Origin of the sequence: Actinomycetospora sp. TBRC 11914 (genome assembly GCF_012933465.1) — a bacterium.
Lineage (GTDB): Bacteria > Actinomycetota > Actinomycetes > Mycobacteriales > Pseudonocardiaceae > Actinomycetospora.
In genome coordinates this window covers 1-19666 of the sequence record NZ_JABBND010000005.1, presented here as the reverse complement: position 1 = coordinate 19666, position 19666 = coordinate 1, and the positions used below count along the sequence as shown (strand labels likewise).

The following is a 19666-nucleotide window of genomic DNA, read 5'->3' as shown; positions in this document are numbered from 1 at the left end:
CATTCTTGACGACCGACATCCCGCCCGTGAGCTGCGACGATCCTCGAGCGTTCATCGAGCGGCGGGAGGGGGTCCGGCGTGGGCATCGCCAAGGCGGACGCGGGCCGGGCGGCGCCGGACCAGCCACTGGTGGTCCGGTCGTCCCGGAGGACGTGGGAGCGCCGCTACGTCCGGACCGTCGTCGGGATCGACGCCGCCGCCGCCCTGGTGGCTGGGATGGCCGCCTACGACATCCGCTGGGGAGACCCCGCGACGCCGGACCCGCGGTGGGAGTACGTCGCGCTGAGCGCGGGTCTGCCCCTGCTGTGGTTGGCGGCGATGTCGGCCGCTCGTGCCTACGAGGCCCGCTTCCTGTCGGTCGGGTTCGAGGAGTTCCGTCGAGTGCTCGCCGCGGCGGTCGCCGTGATCGCCACGGTCGCGACCGCGTCCTGGGCGACCAAGGCGGAGACCGCGCGGGGTTACGTCCTCATCGCCCTGCCGATGGCGACCGCCCTGACGCTGCTGGGGCGCTACCTGCTCCGCAAGCGGGTGCATCGCGAGCGTCGGCGCGGATTCTACATGAGCGACGTCCTCCTCGTGGGCCATGCGCGCACGGGTGCCGAGCTGGTCCGGCAGATGCGCCACGATCCCCACCACGGGATGCGGATCGTGGGGGCGTGCGTCCCGGGCGGGGGAGACTCCAGCGACCTGGCCGCGCTGGGCGTGCCGGTACTGGGGGGCTTCGAGGACGTCGACCTCGCGCTCCGGATGACCTCCGCCGACGCCGTCGCCGTCCTGCCCTGCCCGGAGATGGACGGGTCCGCCCTGCAGATGCTGTCCTGGAGCCTCGCCAGGTCGGGGATCGACCTGCTCGTGGCCTCGGCGCTGATCGACGTCGCGGGCCCTCGGATCGCGATCCGGCCGGTCTGCGGACTGCCCCTGCTCCACGTCGACGAACCCCAGCTGGCGGGTGGGCGCCGCGTGGCCAAGGCAGTCCTCGATCGGCTGGTCGCCCTCATCGCGCTGATCGTCCTCTCGCCCCTGTTGGTGACGATCGCGCTCGCGATCCGGCTCACCAGTCCAGGACCGGCGATCTTCCGCCAGGCCCGGGCCGGATGGCAGGGGCGCGAGTTCACGATGTGGAAGTTCCGCACGATGGTCCGCGGCGCCGAGGCGCTACGGCCCGGTCTCGACGCGCTGAACCGGCACGGGACCGGGGAACTGTTCAAGATCTCCGCCGATCCGCGGATCACGCGGGTCGGGCGATGGCTGCGCCGCACGTCGGTCGACGAGCTCCCGCAGCTGGTCAACGTGCTGCTCGGCCAGATGTCGCTCGTCGGCCCGCGCCCGCTGCCGGTCACCGACCGGCGCTACGAGGGCGAGGCACGGCGGCGGTTGTTCGTGAAGCCCGGCCTGACCGGCCTGTGGCAGATCAACGGCCGCTCCGACCTGGACTGGGAGGAGTCGGTCCGTCTCGACCTGCGCTACGTCGAGCAGTGGTCGCTCGCGCTCGACGCTCTGATCATCTGGAAGACGCTGTTCGCGGTGGCCAAGGGCCGCGGCGCCTACTGATCGACAAGCACGGAACGCGCACAGGGAGGTTGCAGTGGGGAAGCGAGTGTGTGTCACGGGAGCGGGGGGGTTCATCGGACACCACCTCGTCACGTTCCTGAAGGAGAGGGGCTACTGGGTCCGCGGGGTCGACCTGAAGTACCCCGAGTACACCGACGTGGATGCCGACGAGTTCGAGCTGCTCGACCTGCGCCGGTGGGACGCCGCGCTGCAGGCGACGCGCGGCGTGGAGCAGGTGTACGCGCTCGCCGCGGACATGGGTGGGATGGGCTACATCTCCACCCACCACGCGGAGATCCTGCACAGCAACTCGCTCATCAACCTGCACACCATCGATGCCGCACGGATCAACGGCGTACAGCGGTACCTCTACAGCTCGTCGGCCTGCATTTATCCGGAGTACCGGCAGACCGAGACCGACGTGGTCCCGCTCAAGGAGAGCGACGCCTACCCGGCCCAGCCCCAGGACGCCTACGGGTGGGAGAAGCTCTTCAGCGAGCTGCTGTGCTCGTACTACGCCGACGAGCACCCGATGGAGACACGCATCGTCCGGTTCCACAACATCTACGGCCCGTACGGCACCTACGACGGCGGCCGGGAGAAGGCTCCGGCGGCGCTCTGCCGGAAGGTCGCGCTCGCCGAGGACGGCGGCAGCATCGAGGTCTGGGGCGACGGGGAGCAGACGCGGTCGTTCTGCTACATCGACGACTGCGTCGAGGGCATCTACCGGATTATGCAATCCGACTTCGCCGAGCCGCTCAACCTCGGCACGGACGAGATGGTGTCGATCACGGAGCTCGCACACCTCGTCGCCGAGGTGGCCGGCAAGCGGGACATCGGGCTGAAGTACGTGGCCGGTCCGCAAGGGGTGCGGGGACGCAACTCCGACAACTCGCTGCTGCGCGAGGTCCTGGGGTGGGAGCCGACGACATGGCTCCACAACGGGCTCCGCCCCACCTACCAGTGGATCGAGAAGAGGCTGACCAGCGGTGAGCGCAGCTGAGCGGCTTGGCCGGGCGTCGGCGGACGGCCCCCCGCGTGTCGACGTGCTCGGCGTGCGGATCAGCTGCCTGACGCTCGACTCGGCGGTCGAGGAGGTGTCGGGCTGGGTGGTCCGCGACGAGCACAGGTACGTCTGCGTCACCGGCGTGCACGGCGTGATGGAGTGCCGGCGCGACCCACAGCTGCTCCGGATCCACAACCGCTCGGGGCTGACGACCCCGGACGGCATGCCGATGGTGTGGTCGGCCCGGTGGGCCGGTCGGCGCGACGTCAGCCGCGTCTACGGCCCGGACCTGATGGCGGCGGTCCTCGCCCGGGCGGCCGAGCGCGGCTGGTCGTCCTTCTTCTACGGCGGCAGCTCCGGGACCGCCGAGCTGCTCGCGGAGCGGCTCACCGCGCGGTTCCCCGGGCTGCGGATCGCCGGCACGTGGACGCCGCCGTTCCGGCCGCTCACCCCGGACGAGGACGCCGAGGTCGTCCGGGTCATCAACGACTCGGGCGCGCAGCTGGTCTGGGTCGGCCTGAGCACGCCGAAGCAGGAGCGTTGGTTGGCCGAGCACGTGGGGACGCTGCGCGCCAATGCCCTCTTCGGCGTCGGGGCCGCCTTCGACCTGCAAGCGGGCACCATCCCCCAGGCTCCTCGCTGGATGCAGCGCAGCGGGCTGGAATGGGCGTACCGGCTGGGCCGGGAGCCGCGGCGGCTGTGGCGTCGCTACCTGCGGAACAACCCGGCCTTCGTACTCAAGATCCTGGCCCACCCGCCGCGGTTGGCCGGGACCATCCCCGACCCGGCCGACACGGTCGGGTCCGGCACCACGGCGGGAGCACCCGTATGAGCGTGACGGTCCAGCGGCCGGGCGTCCGGCCGCCCCTCTCCATCGGCGACGTCGTGGAGGTGAAGCCTGCAGAGGAGATCCTCGCCGGACTCGACGAGCGGGGCGAGTTCGACTCCCTGCCCTTCATGCCGGAGATGCTGCCATTCTGCGGCGGGCGCTTCGTCGTGGACAAGATCGCGCACAAGACGTGCGACACCGCCACCTGGACGGGCCTGCGCCGGCTGACCGACACCGTCCATCTCGCCGGGCTGCGGTGCGACGGCCAGGCACACGGCGGCTGCCAGGCGGGGTGCCTGATCTTCTGGAAGACCGCCTGGCTCACCCGTGTCTCTGGGGGCGAGGGCTGTGGGTCGAAGCCGATCCCGCTGCAGCTGCGTACGCCTGAACCCGCGACACCGGACGCCTCCACCCCGGACGCGCCGGCGCCGGAGCAGTCGTCGGTGGGAGCCCTGCCCGGTACGAGCGGAGGGGCACCGACGTCGGAGTGCTCCGGCTGCACCCGGGAGCGGCTCACCGAGGTGGCGCTCGGTGCGTGCCGTCCGCGGGAGGCCGCGTCCGACGAGCCCGTCTACTCGTGCCAGGCCACCGAACTGACCCGCGCGGCGCCGGTCGGCATCCCGTTGTGGGACGTAACGCAGTACGTGCAGGACGTCCGTTCCGGCAACGCGCCCGTTCGTCAGGTTCTCCGTGGCATCCCCATCGGCGCCTTCAACCGGATGCAGGACCTGTCGCGCCGGAGGTTGCCCGAGAGGTTCCGGATCCGCGGCGGGCAGCGCTACCCCTTCATCCGGGGCACGGCGGACCGGACGCCCGTCCAGAGCCTCGGCCTCCAGCCCGGCGAGTGGGTCAGGGTCAAGTCCATCGAGGAGATCACCGCGACCCTCAACGCGGACAATCTCAACCGGGGGATGTCCTTCGACCGGGAAATGCTCAAGTACTGCGGTCGGACCGCCCAGGTGCTGCGCCGGGTCGAGCGCATCATCGACGAATCGACCGGCCGGATGCAGAGAATGAAGACCCCCTGCATCGTCCTGGCCGACGTCGTCTGCACCGCCGACTACCACCGCAGCTGCCCGCGCAGCGTCTACGCCTACTGGCGGGAGATCTGGCTGGAGCGGGTCCCGGCACCCCTGACCGCGTCACGAGCAGCAGGAGACAACCCATGAGACCTCGACGCGCGGTCGTCACGGGAGGTGCGGGTTTCCTGGGCTCCCACCTGTGCGAGCGACTCCTGCAGGAGGGCTACGAGGTCGTCTGCCTCGACGACTTCTGCACCGGGAGCTCGGCCAACGTGGAGCACCTCCTCGAGGACGGCCGGTTCCGCCTCGTCCGGGCGGATGTCACGCAGTTCATCCACGTCTCGGGGCACGTCGACGCCGTGCTGCACCTGGCGTCCCCGGCCTCGCCCATCGACTACCTGCAGATGCCGCTGCACACGCTCAAGGTCGGCTCGATCGGCACACTGCACTCCCTGGGCCTGGCCAGGGACAAGCGGGCCCGTTTCCTACTGGCCTCCACCTCGGAGTCGTACGGGGACCCGCTGGTCCATCCGCAACCCGAGACGTACTGGGGCAATGTCAACCCGGTCGGCCCGCGCGGGGTCTACGACGAGGCCAAGCGATTCGCCGAGGCGACGACGATGGCCTACCGCAACGCGCGGGGGGTGAACACGGCCATTGCTCGAATCTTCAACACCTTCGGGCCGCGGATGCGGCCCCGGGACGGGCGCGCCATCCCGACCTTCATCGGGCAGGCGTTGCGCGACGAACCCGTGACGGTGGCCGGTGACGGGAGCCAGACCCGGTCGGTGTGCTACGTCGACGATCTCATCGAGGGGCTCGTCAGGCTGCTGCACTCCGACCTGCCGGGCCCGGTGAACATCGGCAACTGCGGAGAGATGAGCGTCCTCGAGCTGGCGCGTCTGATCATCGACCTCACCGGCTCGCATTCCGAGATCGTCCTCGTGGATCGTCCACAGGACGATCCCTCCGTCCGCCGCCCCGACATCACGCTCGCGCGCGCCGCTCTCGGGTGGGAACCAACGGTGGATGTCCGCGACGGACTGCGGCGGACCATCGACTGGTTCCACAGCGAGCGCCTCGATCTCGAGTCGCTGCCGGACCAGCGGGCGCTGACCGAGTCGGCGGTCTAGAGGGCGGGTGAGAACGATGCGCGACCCCATGACGGCGATGTCCGACCGACCGGGAGAAGGGGCTTCGATGAACGGTAGCCGGGAACTCGCGGTCTCCGAGCCGCTATCGCCGCTGGACAGGGACGGCACCTGGGTCGGCGGACCGGGGCTCTTCGGTTCGCTGTGGCGGTACCGGCTCGTCATCGGGGTCGTGACGGTGGTGGCCGCCCTCGCGGGACTTGCCCTGTGGCTGGCGCTCCCGGCCCGATACGAGGCGCAGGCCAGTCTCTTCCTGCGCGATCCCGGGAGTCCCGCGGTCCTCACCCTGGGTAGCACCTCCCAGTCCCAGGCGGGCGACCACGCCGTGTTCATGGCCACCCAGGCCGAACTCGCCGGCTCCGCCGTGGTCCGTCAGCGGGCGGCCGACCTCCTCAAGGCTGGTGGGACACCCGACGCCATCGGGGGCACGGTCGCGGTGGCGCCCTCGTCGGACCTCACCTCCCTCACCGTCCGGGCCACCGCCGACGACCCCGCGCAGGCAGTGAACCTGGCCAACGCAGTCGGCACCGCCTTCCAGCAGGTGTCCGCCGAGCGCGTCGCCGCGGACTCGAAGAACGTGATCCAGCGGCTGCAGGACGTCATCGGCCAGCGGGAGGCCGAGTTCGACGCCCTCCAAGCGCAGCTCGCACAGTCGAGCGGTGGGGATCAGTCCGCCCTCCAGCGGAAGGCGCTGCACGTGGCCGATCTGATCGGCTCGATCCAGGCCCACCAGAGCGAGGTCGCCTCCCAGGCCGCGTTGTACGGGTCGGGGGTCGAATCGTTCCAGCCGGCGGTTCCGCCTGCTCCGTCCTCGCAGCCCGCGCCGCTTCTGCTGGCCCTGTTGGGCGCGCTCCTCGGGTTCATCGCCGCCGGCGGCTGGGCCTGGTGGGCCGCCGGCCGGAATCGCCGCGTGGAGGCGGACGACGACGCCGGGGCGATCCTCGGTGTTCCGCTGCTCGGTGATACGCCGAGGCTCGACGACAAGCTGCGGCGGGCGGATCCGCCTCGGTCGCCGGACGAGTGGGATCCGGTCGCCGGGGAGCCGTACCACGTCGTGCTCGCCGCGCTGGAGCATGCTCTCTCCAAGGTGGACGGCAAGGTCGTCGCGGTGGTCAGCCCGATGCCGGGTGACGGGAAGACCACAGCCGTCCTCAACCTCGCGCTCGCGGCCAGGCGGGAAGACCGCAAGGTCCTCCTGGTCGACGCCGACGAGCGCACGCGACGGCTCTCGCAGCTGTGTCGCGACGGCGGGCACTTCGACGTGATCGGCGTGACCCATGACGGTCGCGACGGCGAGGAACGGCCCGTCGTCGCGGGCGTCCCGTGGTCGCCGACGACGCAGGGGCCGACCGAGCCGTCAACCCACGGAACGGTGCTGCAGATCGGGCCGAGCAAGCCGAACGGGCATCACCCGGCCGTCTTCTTCCGCTCGACTGCCTTCGGAAACCTGATCAGCCTCTCGGGTCAGCCGGCCGACCTCGTCCTGATCGACACCCCGGCGCTGCTCGGTGTGTCGGAAGGAGTGACGATCGTCGATCACGCCGATGCCGTTCTCCTGGTGGTCAACCACGGCACCTCGCTGGCCGATCTGCGGCGGGCACGCGAACGGCTCGCCTTCACCGACACCCCGCTGATCGGATACCTGCTCAACCGCAGGTTTCCGCAGCGCGCGTATGCCGAAGGAAGTGCCGCTCGTCGGGACGGACTCGTCCGGCGCGCGTGGGAAGCCATCCGCAACCGGCGCAGTCCGACGGTGCCCGACGAGGACGCTTCGGTGAGGCGGACGAGTGGAAGCGCCAGGAGCTGAGCCGGCGAGCACCCCCGATGGTGCGGGCCGCGCAAACCTGACCGCTCAGGCCGCGTCCGGCCTGAGCTGGTCCGCGCTGTCCACCGTGGCGCTCGTGGTCGCCAACCTCGCCTACACGGCGACGGTCTCACGTCTGCTCGACCCGACCGAGTTCGGGCTCATGGCGATGGCGAACCTCGTCGTGCTGTTCGGACAGTTCTTCGCCCGCATGGGGCTGGCCTCCGCCCTGGTGCAGAAGCCCGAGCTGAGCGAGGACGACGTCCGTGCCGCGTCCACCGCGGGGATCGGGCTCGGCGTGGTCTGTCTGGGAGCGGTATGGCTCCTGGCCCCGGCGGTCGGCGCACTGTTCCACACGCCGGAGGTGGTCCCGGTACTGCGCGGCGTGGGCGTGTCGTTCCTGTTCAACGGCTGGTCCATGACCGGCCTGGGCCTGCTCCGCCGCGAGATGCGCTTCCGTGCCCTGTCGGCGATCTCGGTCGGTGCCTACGTGGTCGGCTATCTCGTGGTCGGTGTGGGGCTGGCCCTGCTCGGGGCGGGGGTCTGGAGCCTCGTGGCGGCCACCGTCACCTCGACGCTGATCCAGGCGCTGTGGCAGTACGCCATCCTGCGCCACCCGCTGCGGCCCGTGCTGCGCTGGCGGCCCTACCGGACGGTGTGCGGCTACGGGACCCGGCTGCAGGTGGCCCACGTGCTGGACTACGTCGGGGGGAACCTCGACACCTTCACCGTCGCCCGCATCGCCAGCTCGGCCGTACTCGGCCAGTACAGCCGGGCCTACTACCTGGTCTTCCAACCGCTGGGTAACTACCTGTCCACGGCGTTGACCAACGTGTCGTTCGCGGCGTTGAGCAGGGTCCAGGAGGATCCGGTCCGGCTGCGCCGCGGCTACCTCGGCATGATGTCGCTCGGCGCCCTGCTGGTGTTCCCGCTCTGCGCAGGGATGGCGGTCGCGGCGCCGGAGCTGGTCGCTGCCGTCCTCGGGCCGCAGTGGGGGCTGGCCGTCGGGCTGGTCCCGTGGTTCGCGCTCGCCGGGGGCTGCCACCTCGCCTCCCAGCTGTCGCAGTCCCTGGCCGAGGCGCGGGCAGAGCTCAACCGTTCGGTCGTCGTGCAGGTCGGGTACCTCCTCGTGCTCGCCGCGCTCATCCTGCTCGCCCTGCCGTTCAGCGCGCGAGGCGTGTGGGTGATCGCCGCTGCGGTGGCGGTGGCCGAGCTGCTGCGGTATCTCGGCTACCTCGTCCTGGCCCGGCGGGTCCTCGAGCTGCCGGCGGCGCGAATCTGGCAGGCTCACGTCCCCGCGTTCTTCGCCGTGGTCGGTGTGGCGCTGGCCATCACCGCCATCCGCTGGGCGCTCGGCGGATCCCCGCCCCTCGCCGTGCTGGCGGCCGAGATGACGGCCGGAGCCCTCGCGCTGGCGCTGTGCATCCGCTTGTGTCCGGTGCCGGCCGTCCGTGCCCAGATCCAGTACCGGTTGGCGTCGGCCGGACTCCTCGGCCCTTCCCATCGTCGGCGACGGCGCGTGGCGTCGCTGGTCCTGGGCCCGCTCGACCGGCTCGAGACCGAGGAGCCGCGGTGAACGTCCTGTTGCTCGGATTCGCCGTGGCGGTCGCCGCCGGGCTCGGTATCGCGCTGCTCGATGTGACGATCAGACGAGCAGAGGTCGGGGCAGCGCTCGTCTTCCTCTCGGCGATCATCCAGGCGGTGTTCATCTTCGCCGTGCCGTCCGTGAGCGTGGGTGGGATGCGGGTCGGGTGCACCGACGTGGCGGCGGTCATCGTGCTCGCGGCCGCGGCGGCCAGGTGCCTGAGACTTCGCCGCTTCGGCCGATATCAGTACTGGCTGTTGCTGCTGAGCGTCCTGCTGCTGGTGTCGCTGGTACTCGGCATGGCCCAACACGGGATCCAGACGAGCGTCAGTGACTCCCGTCAGTACCTCTTCTTCGTCGGGGCCGCCCTGTACATGGCGACGTTCCGCCCCGCTGCGGATCTCTACGACCGGATCGGCCGGATCTGGCTGATGGCGGCGGTCCTGATGATCCTGCTGGCCTGCGCTCGCTGGATGCGCGTCTTCGCCGGCGTGGACCTCGGGGTCCCGGCCGAACGCTACGGTGTCGACACCGCGGTCCGCGTCCTCGACGGACCGTACGCGTTCTTCCTGGCCGGACCGCTGCTCCTCACCGTCCCCTTCTGGCTGCGGCGCGGGCAGCAGGCGCGATGGGTCCCCATCCTGGGAGCGGTACTGCTGGTCGTGTTGATCGCACTCGACCGCAGGACCGTCTGGCTGGCGGTCGTCATCGGCATATCGGTGCTCCTGTTGCGCGGGCGGCGACTCGGGGCGCGTTCGGTCGCGCTCGTCGTCGCCGCATCCATCGTCACCGTCCTGACGTTCGCCGGTGACGTACAGGCCCGCGATCAGGTCCCCGCCGGGGCCGTCACGAGCACCGGGTCGGTGACCTGGCGGGTCGAAGGCTGGTCGGACGTCATCGCCAGCTGGTCGGCGAGCCCTGTGAGCTGGCTCATCGGCACGCCGTTCGGCGGCGGGTTCGCCCGCACGATCGACGGGTCGAGCACCAACGCCCATCCGCACAACTTCTACATCGAAACGATGATCAGGGCGGGTCTGGGAGGGTTGATCGCCCTGCTCGCGCTCACCGTCGGATTGCTGCGCCGGGTCTGGAGAATCCCGGTCGGGGCCACGCGGCTGCTCGAACCCGGAGTGCTGGCCCCGCTGCTCGCCATGCAGCTGGTCTGGTACATCACGTGGGTCCCCGGTCTCGAACAGGGGATCGTGACGGGCATGGCCGTCGCCGTCGCCCTGGCCGGCGCGCGTAGGGGCGCGGCAGGCCGGCTCGGACCGGCGGGGCCCAGCCGGTCGAGGCCCGGCGGACCCGCCCAGCCCGCCGCACGCAGCGCGCCGCCTGGAGCGCGCACGACCTGCCGCCCACCGCCCGCGCATCCGTCGCGCGACGCCGACGTCGCGGCGCCTCCACCGCCGACCTCGAGTCGGATGGCGCGCGGCCGGCCCGGACCGGCCTGACCCAGTGAAATCAGCATCCGAAGCCACCGCGAGCAGGGACAATGATCACGCTCTTCACGCTGCCTAAGCCCTTCACCGGTCACATCGGGATGATCCAGCGCAATGCAATCCAGAGCTGGACTCGGCTGCATCCGGACATCGAGATCCTCATGTTCGGTGACGAGCAGGGCGCCGCGGACGTCGCCGCGGAGCTCGGCATCCGACACGTCCCGGACGTGGACGTGAACGAGTACGGTACACCGCAGATGAGTGGCTACTTCCGACAGGCGGAAGAGACCGCGCGGCATGACCGCATGTGTTACGTGAATGCCGACATCATTCTCTTCCCCGACCTGCTCCGCGCCGTGGCGGACGTCGATCTCCCGAAGTTCGTGATGAGCGGCCGACGCACCGACTACGCCATCGAGGAACCGGTCGACTTCAGCCGTGCCGACTGGGCCGACGCCCTGCGCGAGGACGCGCAGGAGAACGGTACGATGCATGACTTCAGCGCGATCGACTACTTCGTCTATCCCCGGGGGATGTTCGACGAGATCCCCCCGTTCGCCCTGGGCCGCTGGTACTGGGACAACTGGCTCGTCTATCGCGCGCGCCGTCTCGGCGGTGCCCTCATCGATGCCAGCGCGCGCGTGACGGCGATCCACCAGAACCACGATTACCGCCACATCGTCGGGGTCGCGACGAAGGGTGAGTCACGCAACCAGGGGGGTATCGAGTCTTTCCGCAACCGCCTCCTCGTGGAGTCGATCCTGCTGACCCTCGAGGACGCGGACTGGCGACTCGATCATTCCGGCCTCTCCCGGACCTTCCGGAAGACCCGCTGGCACCTCGTGAACGAAGCCGCGCTGCAGGCGGAGCTCCATGAGCTACCCGCCTCCATCCGTAGGCCCCTCGTGTGGGCGGCTCGCCAGCAGTGGGACCGGAACTGGAAGAAGCGCTATGCGGAGCTGCTCGCGGAGCAGCCGGAGTTGATCGTCCGGAGCGAGAACTACGCGGTGTGAGGGATGACCATGATCCAGAATCTCTCCGTGATCGGACTGGGCAAATTGGGAGCGAGCATGCTCGCGGGCATGGCTTCCCGAGGCTTCTCCGTCATCGGCGTGGACATCAGGGAGAGCTGCATCCGTGCGGTCAACAAGGGACGTGCGCCGGTGCAGGAGACCGGCCTGGAGGAGATGATCTCGGCGCACAGCGACCGGATCCGGGCCACCACCAGCCACGAGGAAGCGGTCCTCGCCAGTGACATCAGCTTCGTCATCGTGCCCACCCCGAGCGACAGCCGCGGAGCGTTCGAGCTGCAGTACGCGAAGTACGCCTTCGAGCAATTGGGAAAGGCTCTCGCGAAGAAGGACGGCTATCACGTCGTCGTCCTCACAAGCACCGTCATTCCCGGCGCGACCCGGCACGGCCTGCTCCCCGTTCTGGAGGCCGCCTCGGGCAAGGAGTGCGGCAGGGACTTCGGCCTGTGCTACAGCCCCGAGTTCATCGCACTCGGGAGCGTCATCCATGATTTCCTCAACCCCGACTTCTACCTCGTGGGTGAATTCGACCGGCGCTCCGGCGACGTGCTCGAGGAAGTGAATCGCGCGGTCTGCCTGAAGGACCCGGTCGTCCGCCGCATGAGCATCGAGAACGCGGAGATCGCGAAGCTCGCGCTCAACAGCTACGTCACCATGAAGATCTCCTTCGCGAATACCCTCGCGGATCTCTGCGAGCGGATTCCCGGGGGCGACGTCGACGTCGTCAGTGACGCCCTCGGGTCGGACACCCGCATCGGACGTCGATACCTGACCGGCGGTCTCGGCTTCGCAGGTCCGTGTTTTCCTCGGGACAACGTCGCGCTCGGTTTCCTCTGCGAACAGGTCGGCGCTGACGGCGACCTCCTGCTCGCCAACCACGGCTACAACACCTCGATCGCCGCCCGCGTCACGACCAAGATCGCCTCGCTGCTCCGGGCCGGGCAGACCGCAGCGGTGCTGGGCCTGTCATACAAGCCTCTCTCCCACATCGTCGAGGAGTCCCAGGGCGTTGCCCTCGCGCTCGCCATGGCGGAGGCGGGCATGCGCGTGATCGGCTACGACCCGCTCGCGGCGGACGGTGCGCGCAGCGCCTTTCGTGACAAGGCACTCGTCGCCGAGTCGATCGATGCTGCGCTCGCCGACGCCGCGCTCGTCGTCGTGACCACACCGGATGCGCACTTCCGCGAGCTCAAGGCAGAGGAGTTCCTCGGTGGCAAGGAGTCGGTCACGGTCGTCGACTGCTGGCGATGCCTGGATCCCGCCGTGGCCGATCATCCGGACATCGACTACGTGCCGATCGGCCGTTGCCTGGACGACGCCCCCGCAGCGCAGGTGCTCGAAGCGATCTGGGCGAGGTGAGCCCCGTGCCGATGAAGGCCAGCATGGAGTGGAAGACGGGGACAACGAGGGAACGGCACGGCGGAATCCTCTGGGTGACGAGGGACAACAGCGCTCCGCACCCGTACCTGGTGGAGGCTTGCCGGCGCGCCGGAGCCGAGGTCCGGGAGCTTCGCTGGGCGGAGGAGTTCGAGGGCGAGCGACCCATGGGTCGGTTCGTCGAGTGGGGTCGGGGCTCGGGCAGGACGCATCCCATGAGCCTCAAGCTCGTCAGCCCACGGATGCTGGTGAGGTTCGCCAGGGCGACCGAGGACATCGCCATCGTCTACGAGCTCGGCCTCGTGGGCCTCTACGCCGGCCTCACCAAGCTCGTCCGGCGGCGCGGGCTGATCTCGCTGGTGGAGGGCGATTACCGGCACCTCGGGCGGACCGGCACGGCCCGCGTCAAAGTCGCTCTACGGCGGCTGGCCGCGCGCTTCGTCGACCTCTTCATCGCCAACAGCGCGCCGGCACGGGATTACCTGATAGACACCCTGAAGGTACCGCGCTCGCGAGTCGTCCTCGGCCCGTGGCTCGCGGGCCTGCCGGCCGATCTGCCGGCCCGGGCTCCAGCGGTCATGATTGCGACACCGGAAGGTGCACCGCTCTTCGTCTGCGCCGGCAGGTTGATCGCGCCCAAGGGTGTCGACCTGCTGATCGAGGCGATCGCCATCCACCAGCGCCAGACCAGGCCCTGCACACTCTGGGTCATCGGCGACGGCCCGGAGCGGGAGAACCTGGTCGCGCTCGCTCGCCGGCTCGGGGTGGCGGACTCCGTGATCTTCCTCGGCACGGTCGACCCCGGCACGCTCAAAGGCGCCCTGCAGTCCTGCGACGCCCTGGTGTTCCCGACCCTTCAGGACCTGGTCGGCCGCGTGGTGGTCGAGGCGCTCACGCTGGGTGTCCCGGTGGTGCTGTCACCCATGACGGGCGCGGCCGGCACAGTGGTGCAGGACGGCGTCAACGGGCTGATCGTGGACCCGCGCGACCCGTGCGAGCTGGCGACGGCGCTGGCGCGCTTCGCCGAGCCGCACACCAGGATGGCGCTGCGCGACGGCGCTCGGCGCAGCAGCGACGCGCTGGCGCCCGATGCGGTCGCCGCACGCATTCTGCGCGCGGTGGCGGTGGTGCGTGAGCAGCGGCGATCACCCACGGGGAGCGCCGAGTGGGAGGAACTCATGGCCCTGAAGACGAAGGCTTGACCCGCGGTCACCGGACGGCAGGGCTCGTCAACCGGGGCACCTCTGCGAAACCGTAGTCGTCGGTGGTCAGCGTGCCCACCCTGTCGATGGCCAGTCCGAAACTCACCGCGAGGGCGTCGGCCGGCGTCGCGGGGGAGATCCAGCTCGCCCTCGTCCATCCGGAAGCGGGCGAGAAGGGGGGACTGTACGTCCAGAAGGTCCACTGGCCGACCGCGTTGCGCGTGAACAACCTGAGGGAGACCTCCACGTCGGACTTGTACCAGGCGCTCACCTCGTAGCGCCGTCCGCTCGTCACCTGGTTCGAGCACTCCCCGAGGTCCATGAGCGGCAGGAGCTTGGCATCGCCTTCCGTCCAGCTGTTCATCGTCAGTCGTTCGCCGAACTTGCCGGAATGCGCGTCATTGACCCGGGAGAAGGTCACGCTGTTGTCTCCGTAGCCAGCTGATTCGAAGCATCGGGGCAGGTCGGCGTCCACCGGAGACACGGTTTCGAGCGATGGGTTGCGTACGGTGTTGACACCGGGTCCGCCCGGCGGCGGGGGTGGTGGGGGAGCCGCGGGCGGCTTCATGCTCCCTCCCACCGCCTCCCGAACGGTTTTGACGGTGGTGTGGAGTGCGGAGCGCGCCTGCAACCACGTGAGGAACTGGTCCAGGACGCTCGCACGGATCGACCGCTGCTCACACCCGTCACAGACGTCGTGGAAGACGAACGTCAGCCAACCGCCGTTCGTCGCCTCGGCCTTGGTGACCGTGTTCTCCAGTTCCTCGAGGGTCCATGTCTCGTCGACATCAGCAGCGGTTCTGGTCGCGTAGATGTCCGCGGGCGGGGTCGGCTCGGTGGCGGGACAGTCGGTGCAACCACGTGGTGACCTGAGACCCCCGACCGTGCGAGCGGTGTCGTATCCACAGCGTGCTGCGATCGACTGCACCGTGGCGTTCAGGTCCGAGAATGGATAGGCGAACGAGGTTGCAGCATGTCCCCAGGAAAGCAGGGTGTTGCGGTCGGTGCACACCTGCCGCTCGGCCTCATCTGTCGACAGCGAGCTCAAACTCAGATGGTTGGCGGAGTGCCCGCCGACTTCATTTCCGCTCGCCTCGAGTACGTCGAGGTCGCCACGGGTCATGTGTCCCCCCGGAACCTCGATCGACGATGAGTTGATGTAGAAGGTGCCCGTCATCGCATGTTTCTTGAGCAGTTGCTGGGCGACCATCTGGTTCGCGCGACCGTCGTCGAAGGTGAGGCTGACGGTCAACGGACGGTTCGGCGATGCGGTGTCGGCGGTGGGGAACATGAGCGCGGACGCCGACAGCACCGCGATCGCCAGCCCGAGCAGCACGTAGGTCGAGCCCCGCCGCCCGAGCGGTGACGTGGGGCGGCCGCTCGGTGCCGCGTTCATCGTCACCGCGCTTCCTCCTCGGTCGAGCCGTACCTCCCGTGGACCCGGAACATGACGCCGTCAGCGAGGATGCGCACGTCGTCCCCCGCGGCGTGACGTTGCCGCTGGACCGGCCGTCAACCCGGCCGCGGCTGACCACCTTCCTCGCAGGCGGCCGCCCGGATCGTGTTCCCGGTGAAACGAACGTCCTCGTCGGTGATGCGGGCGCCGTTGTCGGACGCCGCACCCGTGGGGTGCCCTCCGTCGCCCGTGGCGCAGACGATGTTGTCGTGGACGTGGAAGCCGGTGAGCAGGTGGGCCGGCGGGGTCGAGTCCGGCCGGTCCTGTTGGACCCCGGTGATCCCGTTGTAGTTGCCCGAGAGGCGGTTGCCGTAGACCTCCACCCCGGAGCTGGAGGCCACCGTGATGCCGCCGCCCCAGTACCACCCTGGGGAGCCGAATCCGTTGCGGTAGATATGGTTGTTGCGGATGGTCGCGTCCCGGCTGATCTCGTAGAGGATCCCCTCCGCCCGGTTGCCCTCGACCAGGTTGTTCTCGATGAGCACGTCGTGGGCGTTGATGTCGGCCCAGATCCCTTTGCAGTCGTTGTCGTGGACGTAGGCGTTGCGGATGGTGACCTGCCCGACGTCCCACTTGATGCCCCCGCCCTCGAACTCGCACGAGGCCCGGAGCGCGTGGTTGCGCGCCAGCTCCGGCCCGTCCAGGGTCGCCGGGTCGCTGTCGAGCCCGTCCAGGACGATCCCGCTGGCTTCGTTGCCGCCGATCCCCAGCTGGTCGTTGTCGTTGTAGTGGCCACCGAGGATTCTCATGCCGTCGGCGACCAGGAGACCCGCCCAGGAGTTGTGCAGAGCGGACACGTTCCGGACGAGCCAGCCGCTGGCACGGGAATCCGGCTGGATGGCAGCGCCCTGCGTACTACTCTCGTAGTCTCGTACCGTGATCGAGTCCAGGGTCACGTCGGTCGCCCCGCCCGAGAACGCGGACGCGAGGCTCCGCCCGCCGTCCAGCACCGCGCCCGGCTCCCCGCAGTACCGGTCACCGGACTGCGGCCGGACGCTGAAGTTCCGCAGATGTACCCCCGCCTTGACGATGTAGCTGGTACCGGCCCCGTGCGCGTTCACGACGCTCTGGGCGTCGTCCCCGACGCCGATGGCCACACCGCCTCCGGTGAGGCACGACGACGCGGACGGAGGTGCCGCCACGCCAGGGGGTGCCTGGAGGGGATGTGGGGACCTGTTGATCGAGCAGGCCGTGATCGTGACGATGACGACCAGGCCGAGTGCCCACCAGGCTCGCCGCGCCCAGCGCCCGCCGCCGCCTCCGGTCACCGACCGATCTGGGGTGGCGGGGTCATCGAGATGCATCGGGGTGAACGCGGATCTCGGCCAGCCGCTTCTTCAGGTGGTCGGCCAACCGCAGAGCCAACGCCACGACCGTGAGCGTCGGATTGGAGCATCCGTAGGTCGGGAACACCGAACTGCCCGCGACATAGAGGTTTCGGATGCTGTGCACCCGGCAGTCGGCGTCGACCACCCCCTGGGCAGGGTCGGTGTGCATCCGTGTCGCCCCGAGATGGTGGAAGTTGCCCTCGAGCAGGGTCGGTGGATGCTCGTCACCCAGCATGAGCTCGACCTGGCCGAGCCCCGCTCCCCGTAGCGCCTCGTCGATGGCTCCCTGCGACGCTCGGATCGAGGCACGATCCGAGTCGGCTGGACGCCAGTCGACGCGAGCGACGGGCAGGCCGAACCGGTCGCGCCGGGTGCCCAGGGTCACCCGGGAGCCCGGGTCGGGTGCCTGCTCGCCCTGCGCGCGCAGGGCGAGGACTCCGCGGGCAGCATCGGGCGTACGCAGGCGCTCCCGGGCGAAGGCGCCGAGGTCCCCGACACCGGCGACGATGTTGTGGAGGTGGCCGCCGATCCCCGTCGGCAGCGGGCTGCGGCGCCGGGCCTTAGCCAGGGTCGCCAGCGATCGGACTGCCTCGTTCATCATGGAGCGGTTGCGGGGCAGCGGGAAGAACGCGCAGTTGAGGAGCTGCCGTTTCCGCTGCACGGCGTCCGTGACCCGCAACGCCCCTTGCACCCGTACCCCCGGCGCCGGCTCATGGACGGCGTAGAGGCCGGCACGCCCCAACAGCTCCGGCGACGTCGGGAGGATGTACCCGGTGCGGGCCGACATGCGTTCGGCGAAGAAGCGCCCGACCACGTCGTGATCGTTGCCGAGCCCGTCGCGGTGGACCCGGCGGCTCTGCAGCAGCAGGCGCGGGTTCTCGATCCCGCCTGCTGCCAGCACGACCAGCCGGGCCCGCACGAAGCATCGTGAGCCGTCCTCACGCCGCAGCTCGACCCGGTCCACCCGACCGGGATCACCGTCGGTGGCCAGGTCGACCACCGAGGCGTGGAGCAGCAGCGTCACGTTCGGAGCGCGGACGAGCTCCTCGTAATACCCGTCGAAATCGTCGACGCCGTGCTGGAACACCGTGCTCTCTACCGTGCCCTGGAGGAGTGGCAGGGGCGGCGTCCCGTCCTGATCGGCCCAGCGACGGACGTCGTAGTCGAACGGGCCGAGCCGGCACAGCTCCTGGGCCTGGGCGTAGTACGGCTCCAGGTGGGCGCGGTCGAACGGCCAGCCGGAGTAGCGGATCCCCGGCCGAACCTCGAAGTCGACTGGGTCGAGCGGCCGTGCGGCCCAGCTGTCGTCGCCGGGCCGGAACCAGTGCCTGCTCGTCCCGCCGAACGCCCGCACCCGCGACTGGTGCAGCCGATGGATGGGATGGCCTTCGCTCTGGCCGCGGTTCAACCGCTGCGCGCGGCGTTCCGCGTGCCTGCCGCCACTCTCCAGCAGCCAGACCTCGGCGTCGTCGCCGATCAGCTCGCGGGCGATGGTGATCCCTGCCGGACCGGCCCCGACGATGCAGACGTCCACCTCGACCTGCTGGTCGTTGTCGAGCTCTCGCACGTCCGACAGCACCTGTAGTGCTCCTTCCTCGTCACCGAGCGACGCTAGGTTGTCCGGAGGGGATGGCGGCCGCTGTCGTGAACGCGAGGCGGACCGGCAGCCACTTGGGCGACGGACCGAGCGCTCTGACCCTCGGGAGCCGGAACAGCCGAAGCACGTCTCTGGCGTCGGCGAGCCGCCCCTTGCGCAGTCGGCGGTAGGCACCGGCCAGGATGAACTGATGCATGAAGTCGGCCTCCCAGCGACGCACCTCGCGCTCGGGGACGACGCCGGTGGCGACGGCCCGGTCGAAGATGCCGTCGAGCACGTCGATCGTGCGCGGGTTCCACATGCCCATGGTTGCCGCGGCCTCGTGGATCGTGTAAGCGCAGGTGGCAGCTGGCATGCACCGCGCGCCGTAGCGGGACAACAGCCTGACCCACATGTCCGTGTCGGCCGCATCGCCCACCTCGGGCTCGAACATGCCCGCCTCGACGAGTGCGGTCTTGCGTACGACGACCATCGGTTCTCGCACGAAGGACGAGTTGCGGAGGAGCCGCCGCAGCGCCGCTTCGGGCGGCAGGTACTCCTCGCGTTTGAAGGTCTGCTCGCGCCGTTTGACGCCGTCGATGTCCACGATGTGAGCCCCGAAGACCACGACCTGCTCGCGGGAAGGTACGCGGCGTAGCGTGTCGATCATGAGCTGTCCGGACGTCGGCAGCATGAGATCGTCGTCGTCGAGCTGCTGAACCCACTCGCCGCTGGCCAGCCCACCTGCCAGGTTCATGTTCTCGATCAGCGTCAGAGCCGGACGATTCCAGGCGTAGGTGTGCCCGCCCGGCCAGTCCGTGAGCAGACGCTCCACCACGCGTCCGCTTGCGTCGTTGTCCGAGCCGTCGGAGACCGTGACCTCGACGTGTTCGGCCACCGGAGCCATCGCGGTGACGAGCGAGCGCAACGCCCGTTCGAGCAGCTCAGGACGGTTCCGAGTGGGCATGACAAGCGACAGGACAGGGCTTGTCACCAAAGACCTCCAGGCAGCCCATCATGTGGTGGATCGCGTCACGGTCGCAGGTGGTGCAGCGCACGCGAATCGTCAGAATTGAGGGCTTGCCGGTTGCCCCGGCCGCGCTCCCGTGGAGCGAGGACCCTCGAACGCCCACGGTGGCGGGCCTCCGGAGACGAGGTCGTGATCGATCTGCCTGCCGAGCCACCGCAGCAGGGACGTCGGCCACGTCGCGGTCGACCCTCGACCTCCGTGCCGTACCGACGTCGGTGCAGTCGCTCGTCGCCGCCGGAAGCGGTCTGGTCCAGCTTCTAGTACTACAGCCGGATTTGG

The 19666-nt window shown here is 69.7% G+C and carries 15 protein-coding genes; 11 read left to right on the top strand and 4 right to left on the bottom strand.

The features are described 5' to 3' along the window. Window positions 1–78: 78 nt before the first annotated feature. The 11 genes from HH311_RS10930 to HH311_RS10880 all read left to right on the top strand — a co-directional run bounded on the left by HH311_RS10930 (window position 79) and on the right by HH311_RS10880 (window position 13997). A complete protein-coding gene (locus HH311_RS10930) occupies window positions 79–1551 on the top strand; it encodes a sugar transferase (RefSeq protein WP_211190120.1) in 1473 nt (490 codons plus the stop codon). A 34-nt stretch (window positions 1552–1585) separates the two neighbouring features. Continuing rightward, a complete protein-coding gene (locus HH311_RS10925; protein ID WP_169183693.1) occupies window positions 1586–2554 on the top strand; it encodes an NAD-dependent epimerase/dehydratase family protein in 969 nt (322 codons plus the stop codon). Next, entirely contained in the window at window positions 2541–3389 is an 849-nt protein-coding gene (locus HH311_RS10920) for a WecB/TagA/CpsF family glycosyltransferase (protein ID WP_169183692.1), read from the top strand. Before HH311_RS10925 ends, HH311_RS10920 begins: the two co-directional genes overlap by 14 nt. After that, window positions 3386–4555, top strand: a complete 1170-nt coding sequence (locus HH311_RS10915) for a hypothetical protein (RefSeq protein ID WP_169183691.1) — start codon at window positions 3386–3388, stop codon at window positions 4553–4555. Before HH311_RS10920 ends, HH311_RS10915 begins: the two co-directional genes overlap by 4 nt. Beyond that, window positions 4552–5541 carry a UDP-glucuronic acid decarboxylase family protein gene (locus HH311_RS10910; protein ID WP_169183690.1) on the top strand — a complete coding sequence of 330 codons (990 nt, stop codon included), beginning with the start codon at window positions 4552–4554 and terminating at the stop codon, window positions 5539–5541. Before HH311_RS10915 ends, HH311_RS10910 begins: the two co-directional genes overlap by 4 nt. A 16-nt stretch (window positions 5542–5557) precedes the next feature. Next, window positions 5558–7366, top strand: a complete 1809-nt coding sequence (locus HH311_RS10905) for a tyrosine-protein kinase domain-containing protein (RefSeq protein ID WP_169183689.1) — start codon at window positions 5558–5560, stop codon at window positions 7364–7366. Then, entirely contained in the window at window positions 7347–8939 is a 1593-nt protein-coding gene (locus HH311_RS10900; protein ID WP_312030076.1) for a lipopolysaccharide biosynthesis protein, read from the top strand. Before HH311_RS10905 ends, HH311_RS10900 begins: the two co-directional genes overlap by 20 nt. Next, window positions 8936–10399: an O-antigen ligase gene (locus HH311_RS10895; RefSeq protein WP_169183687.1), complete on the top strand. Its 1464-nt coding sequence runs from the start codon at window positions 8936–8938 to the stop codon at window positions 10397–10399. The genes HH311_RS10900 and HH311_RS10895 overlap by 4 nt, the downstream gene beginning before the upstream one ends. A 41-nt stretch (window positions 10400–10440) precedes the next feature. Then, complete coding sequence (locus tag HH311_RS10890; protein ID WP_169183686.1) at window positions 10441–11400, top strand: hypothetical protein; 960 nt, start codon at window positions 10441–10443, stop codon at window positions 11398–11400. A gap of 3 nt (window positions 11401–11403) precedes the next feature. After that, entirely contained in the window at window positions 11404–12777 is a 1374-nt protein-coding gene (locus HH311_RS10885) for a nucleotide sugar dehydrogenase (protein ID WP_211190119.1), read from the top strand. 233 nt (window positions 12778–13010) lie between these two features. Then, window positions 13011–13997, top strand: a complete 987-nt coding sequence (locus tag HH311_RS10880) for a glycosyltransferase (protein ID WP_169183685.1) — start codon at window positions 13011–13013, stop codon at window positions 13995–13997. A gap of 7 nt (window positions 13998–14004) precedes the next feature. On the opposite strand, the gene HH311_RS10875 is transcribed toward HH311_RS10880, so the two are convergent. From HH311_RS10875 to HH311_RS10860, 4 genes are all read right to left on the bottom strand, one after another. Next, window positions 14005–15393 (bottom strand): polysaccharide deacetylase family protein, encoded by a 1389-nt coding sequence (locus HH311_RS10875; RefSeq protein ID WP_248292447.1) that lies wholly within the window; start codon window positions 15391–15393, stop codon window positions 14005–14007. A gap of 116 nt (window positions 15394–15509) precedes the next feature. Further along, window positions 15510–16550: a right-handed parallel beta-helix repeat-containing protein gene (locus HH311_RS10870; RefSeq protein ID WP_169183683.1), complete on the bottom strand. Its 1041-nt coding sequence runs from the start codon at window positions 16548–16550 to the stop codon at window positions 15510–15512. Between the two features lie 193 nt (window positions 16551–16743). Continuing rightward, window positions 16744–18360 (bottom strand): FAD-dependent oxidoreductase, encoded by a 1617-nt coding sequence (locus HH311_RS10865; protein ID WP_169183682.1) that lies wholly within the window; start codon window positions 18358–18360, stop codon window positions 16744–16746. 19 nt (window positions 18361–18379) lie between these two features. After that, a complete protein-coding gene (locus tag HH311_RS10860) occupies window positions 18380–19324 on the bottom strand; it encodes a glycosyltransferase (RefSeq protein WP_169183681.1) in 945 nt (314 codons plus the stop codon). Window positions 19325–19666 lie beyond the last annotated feature (342 nt).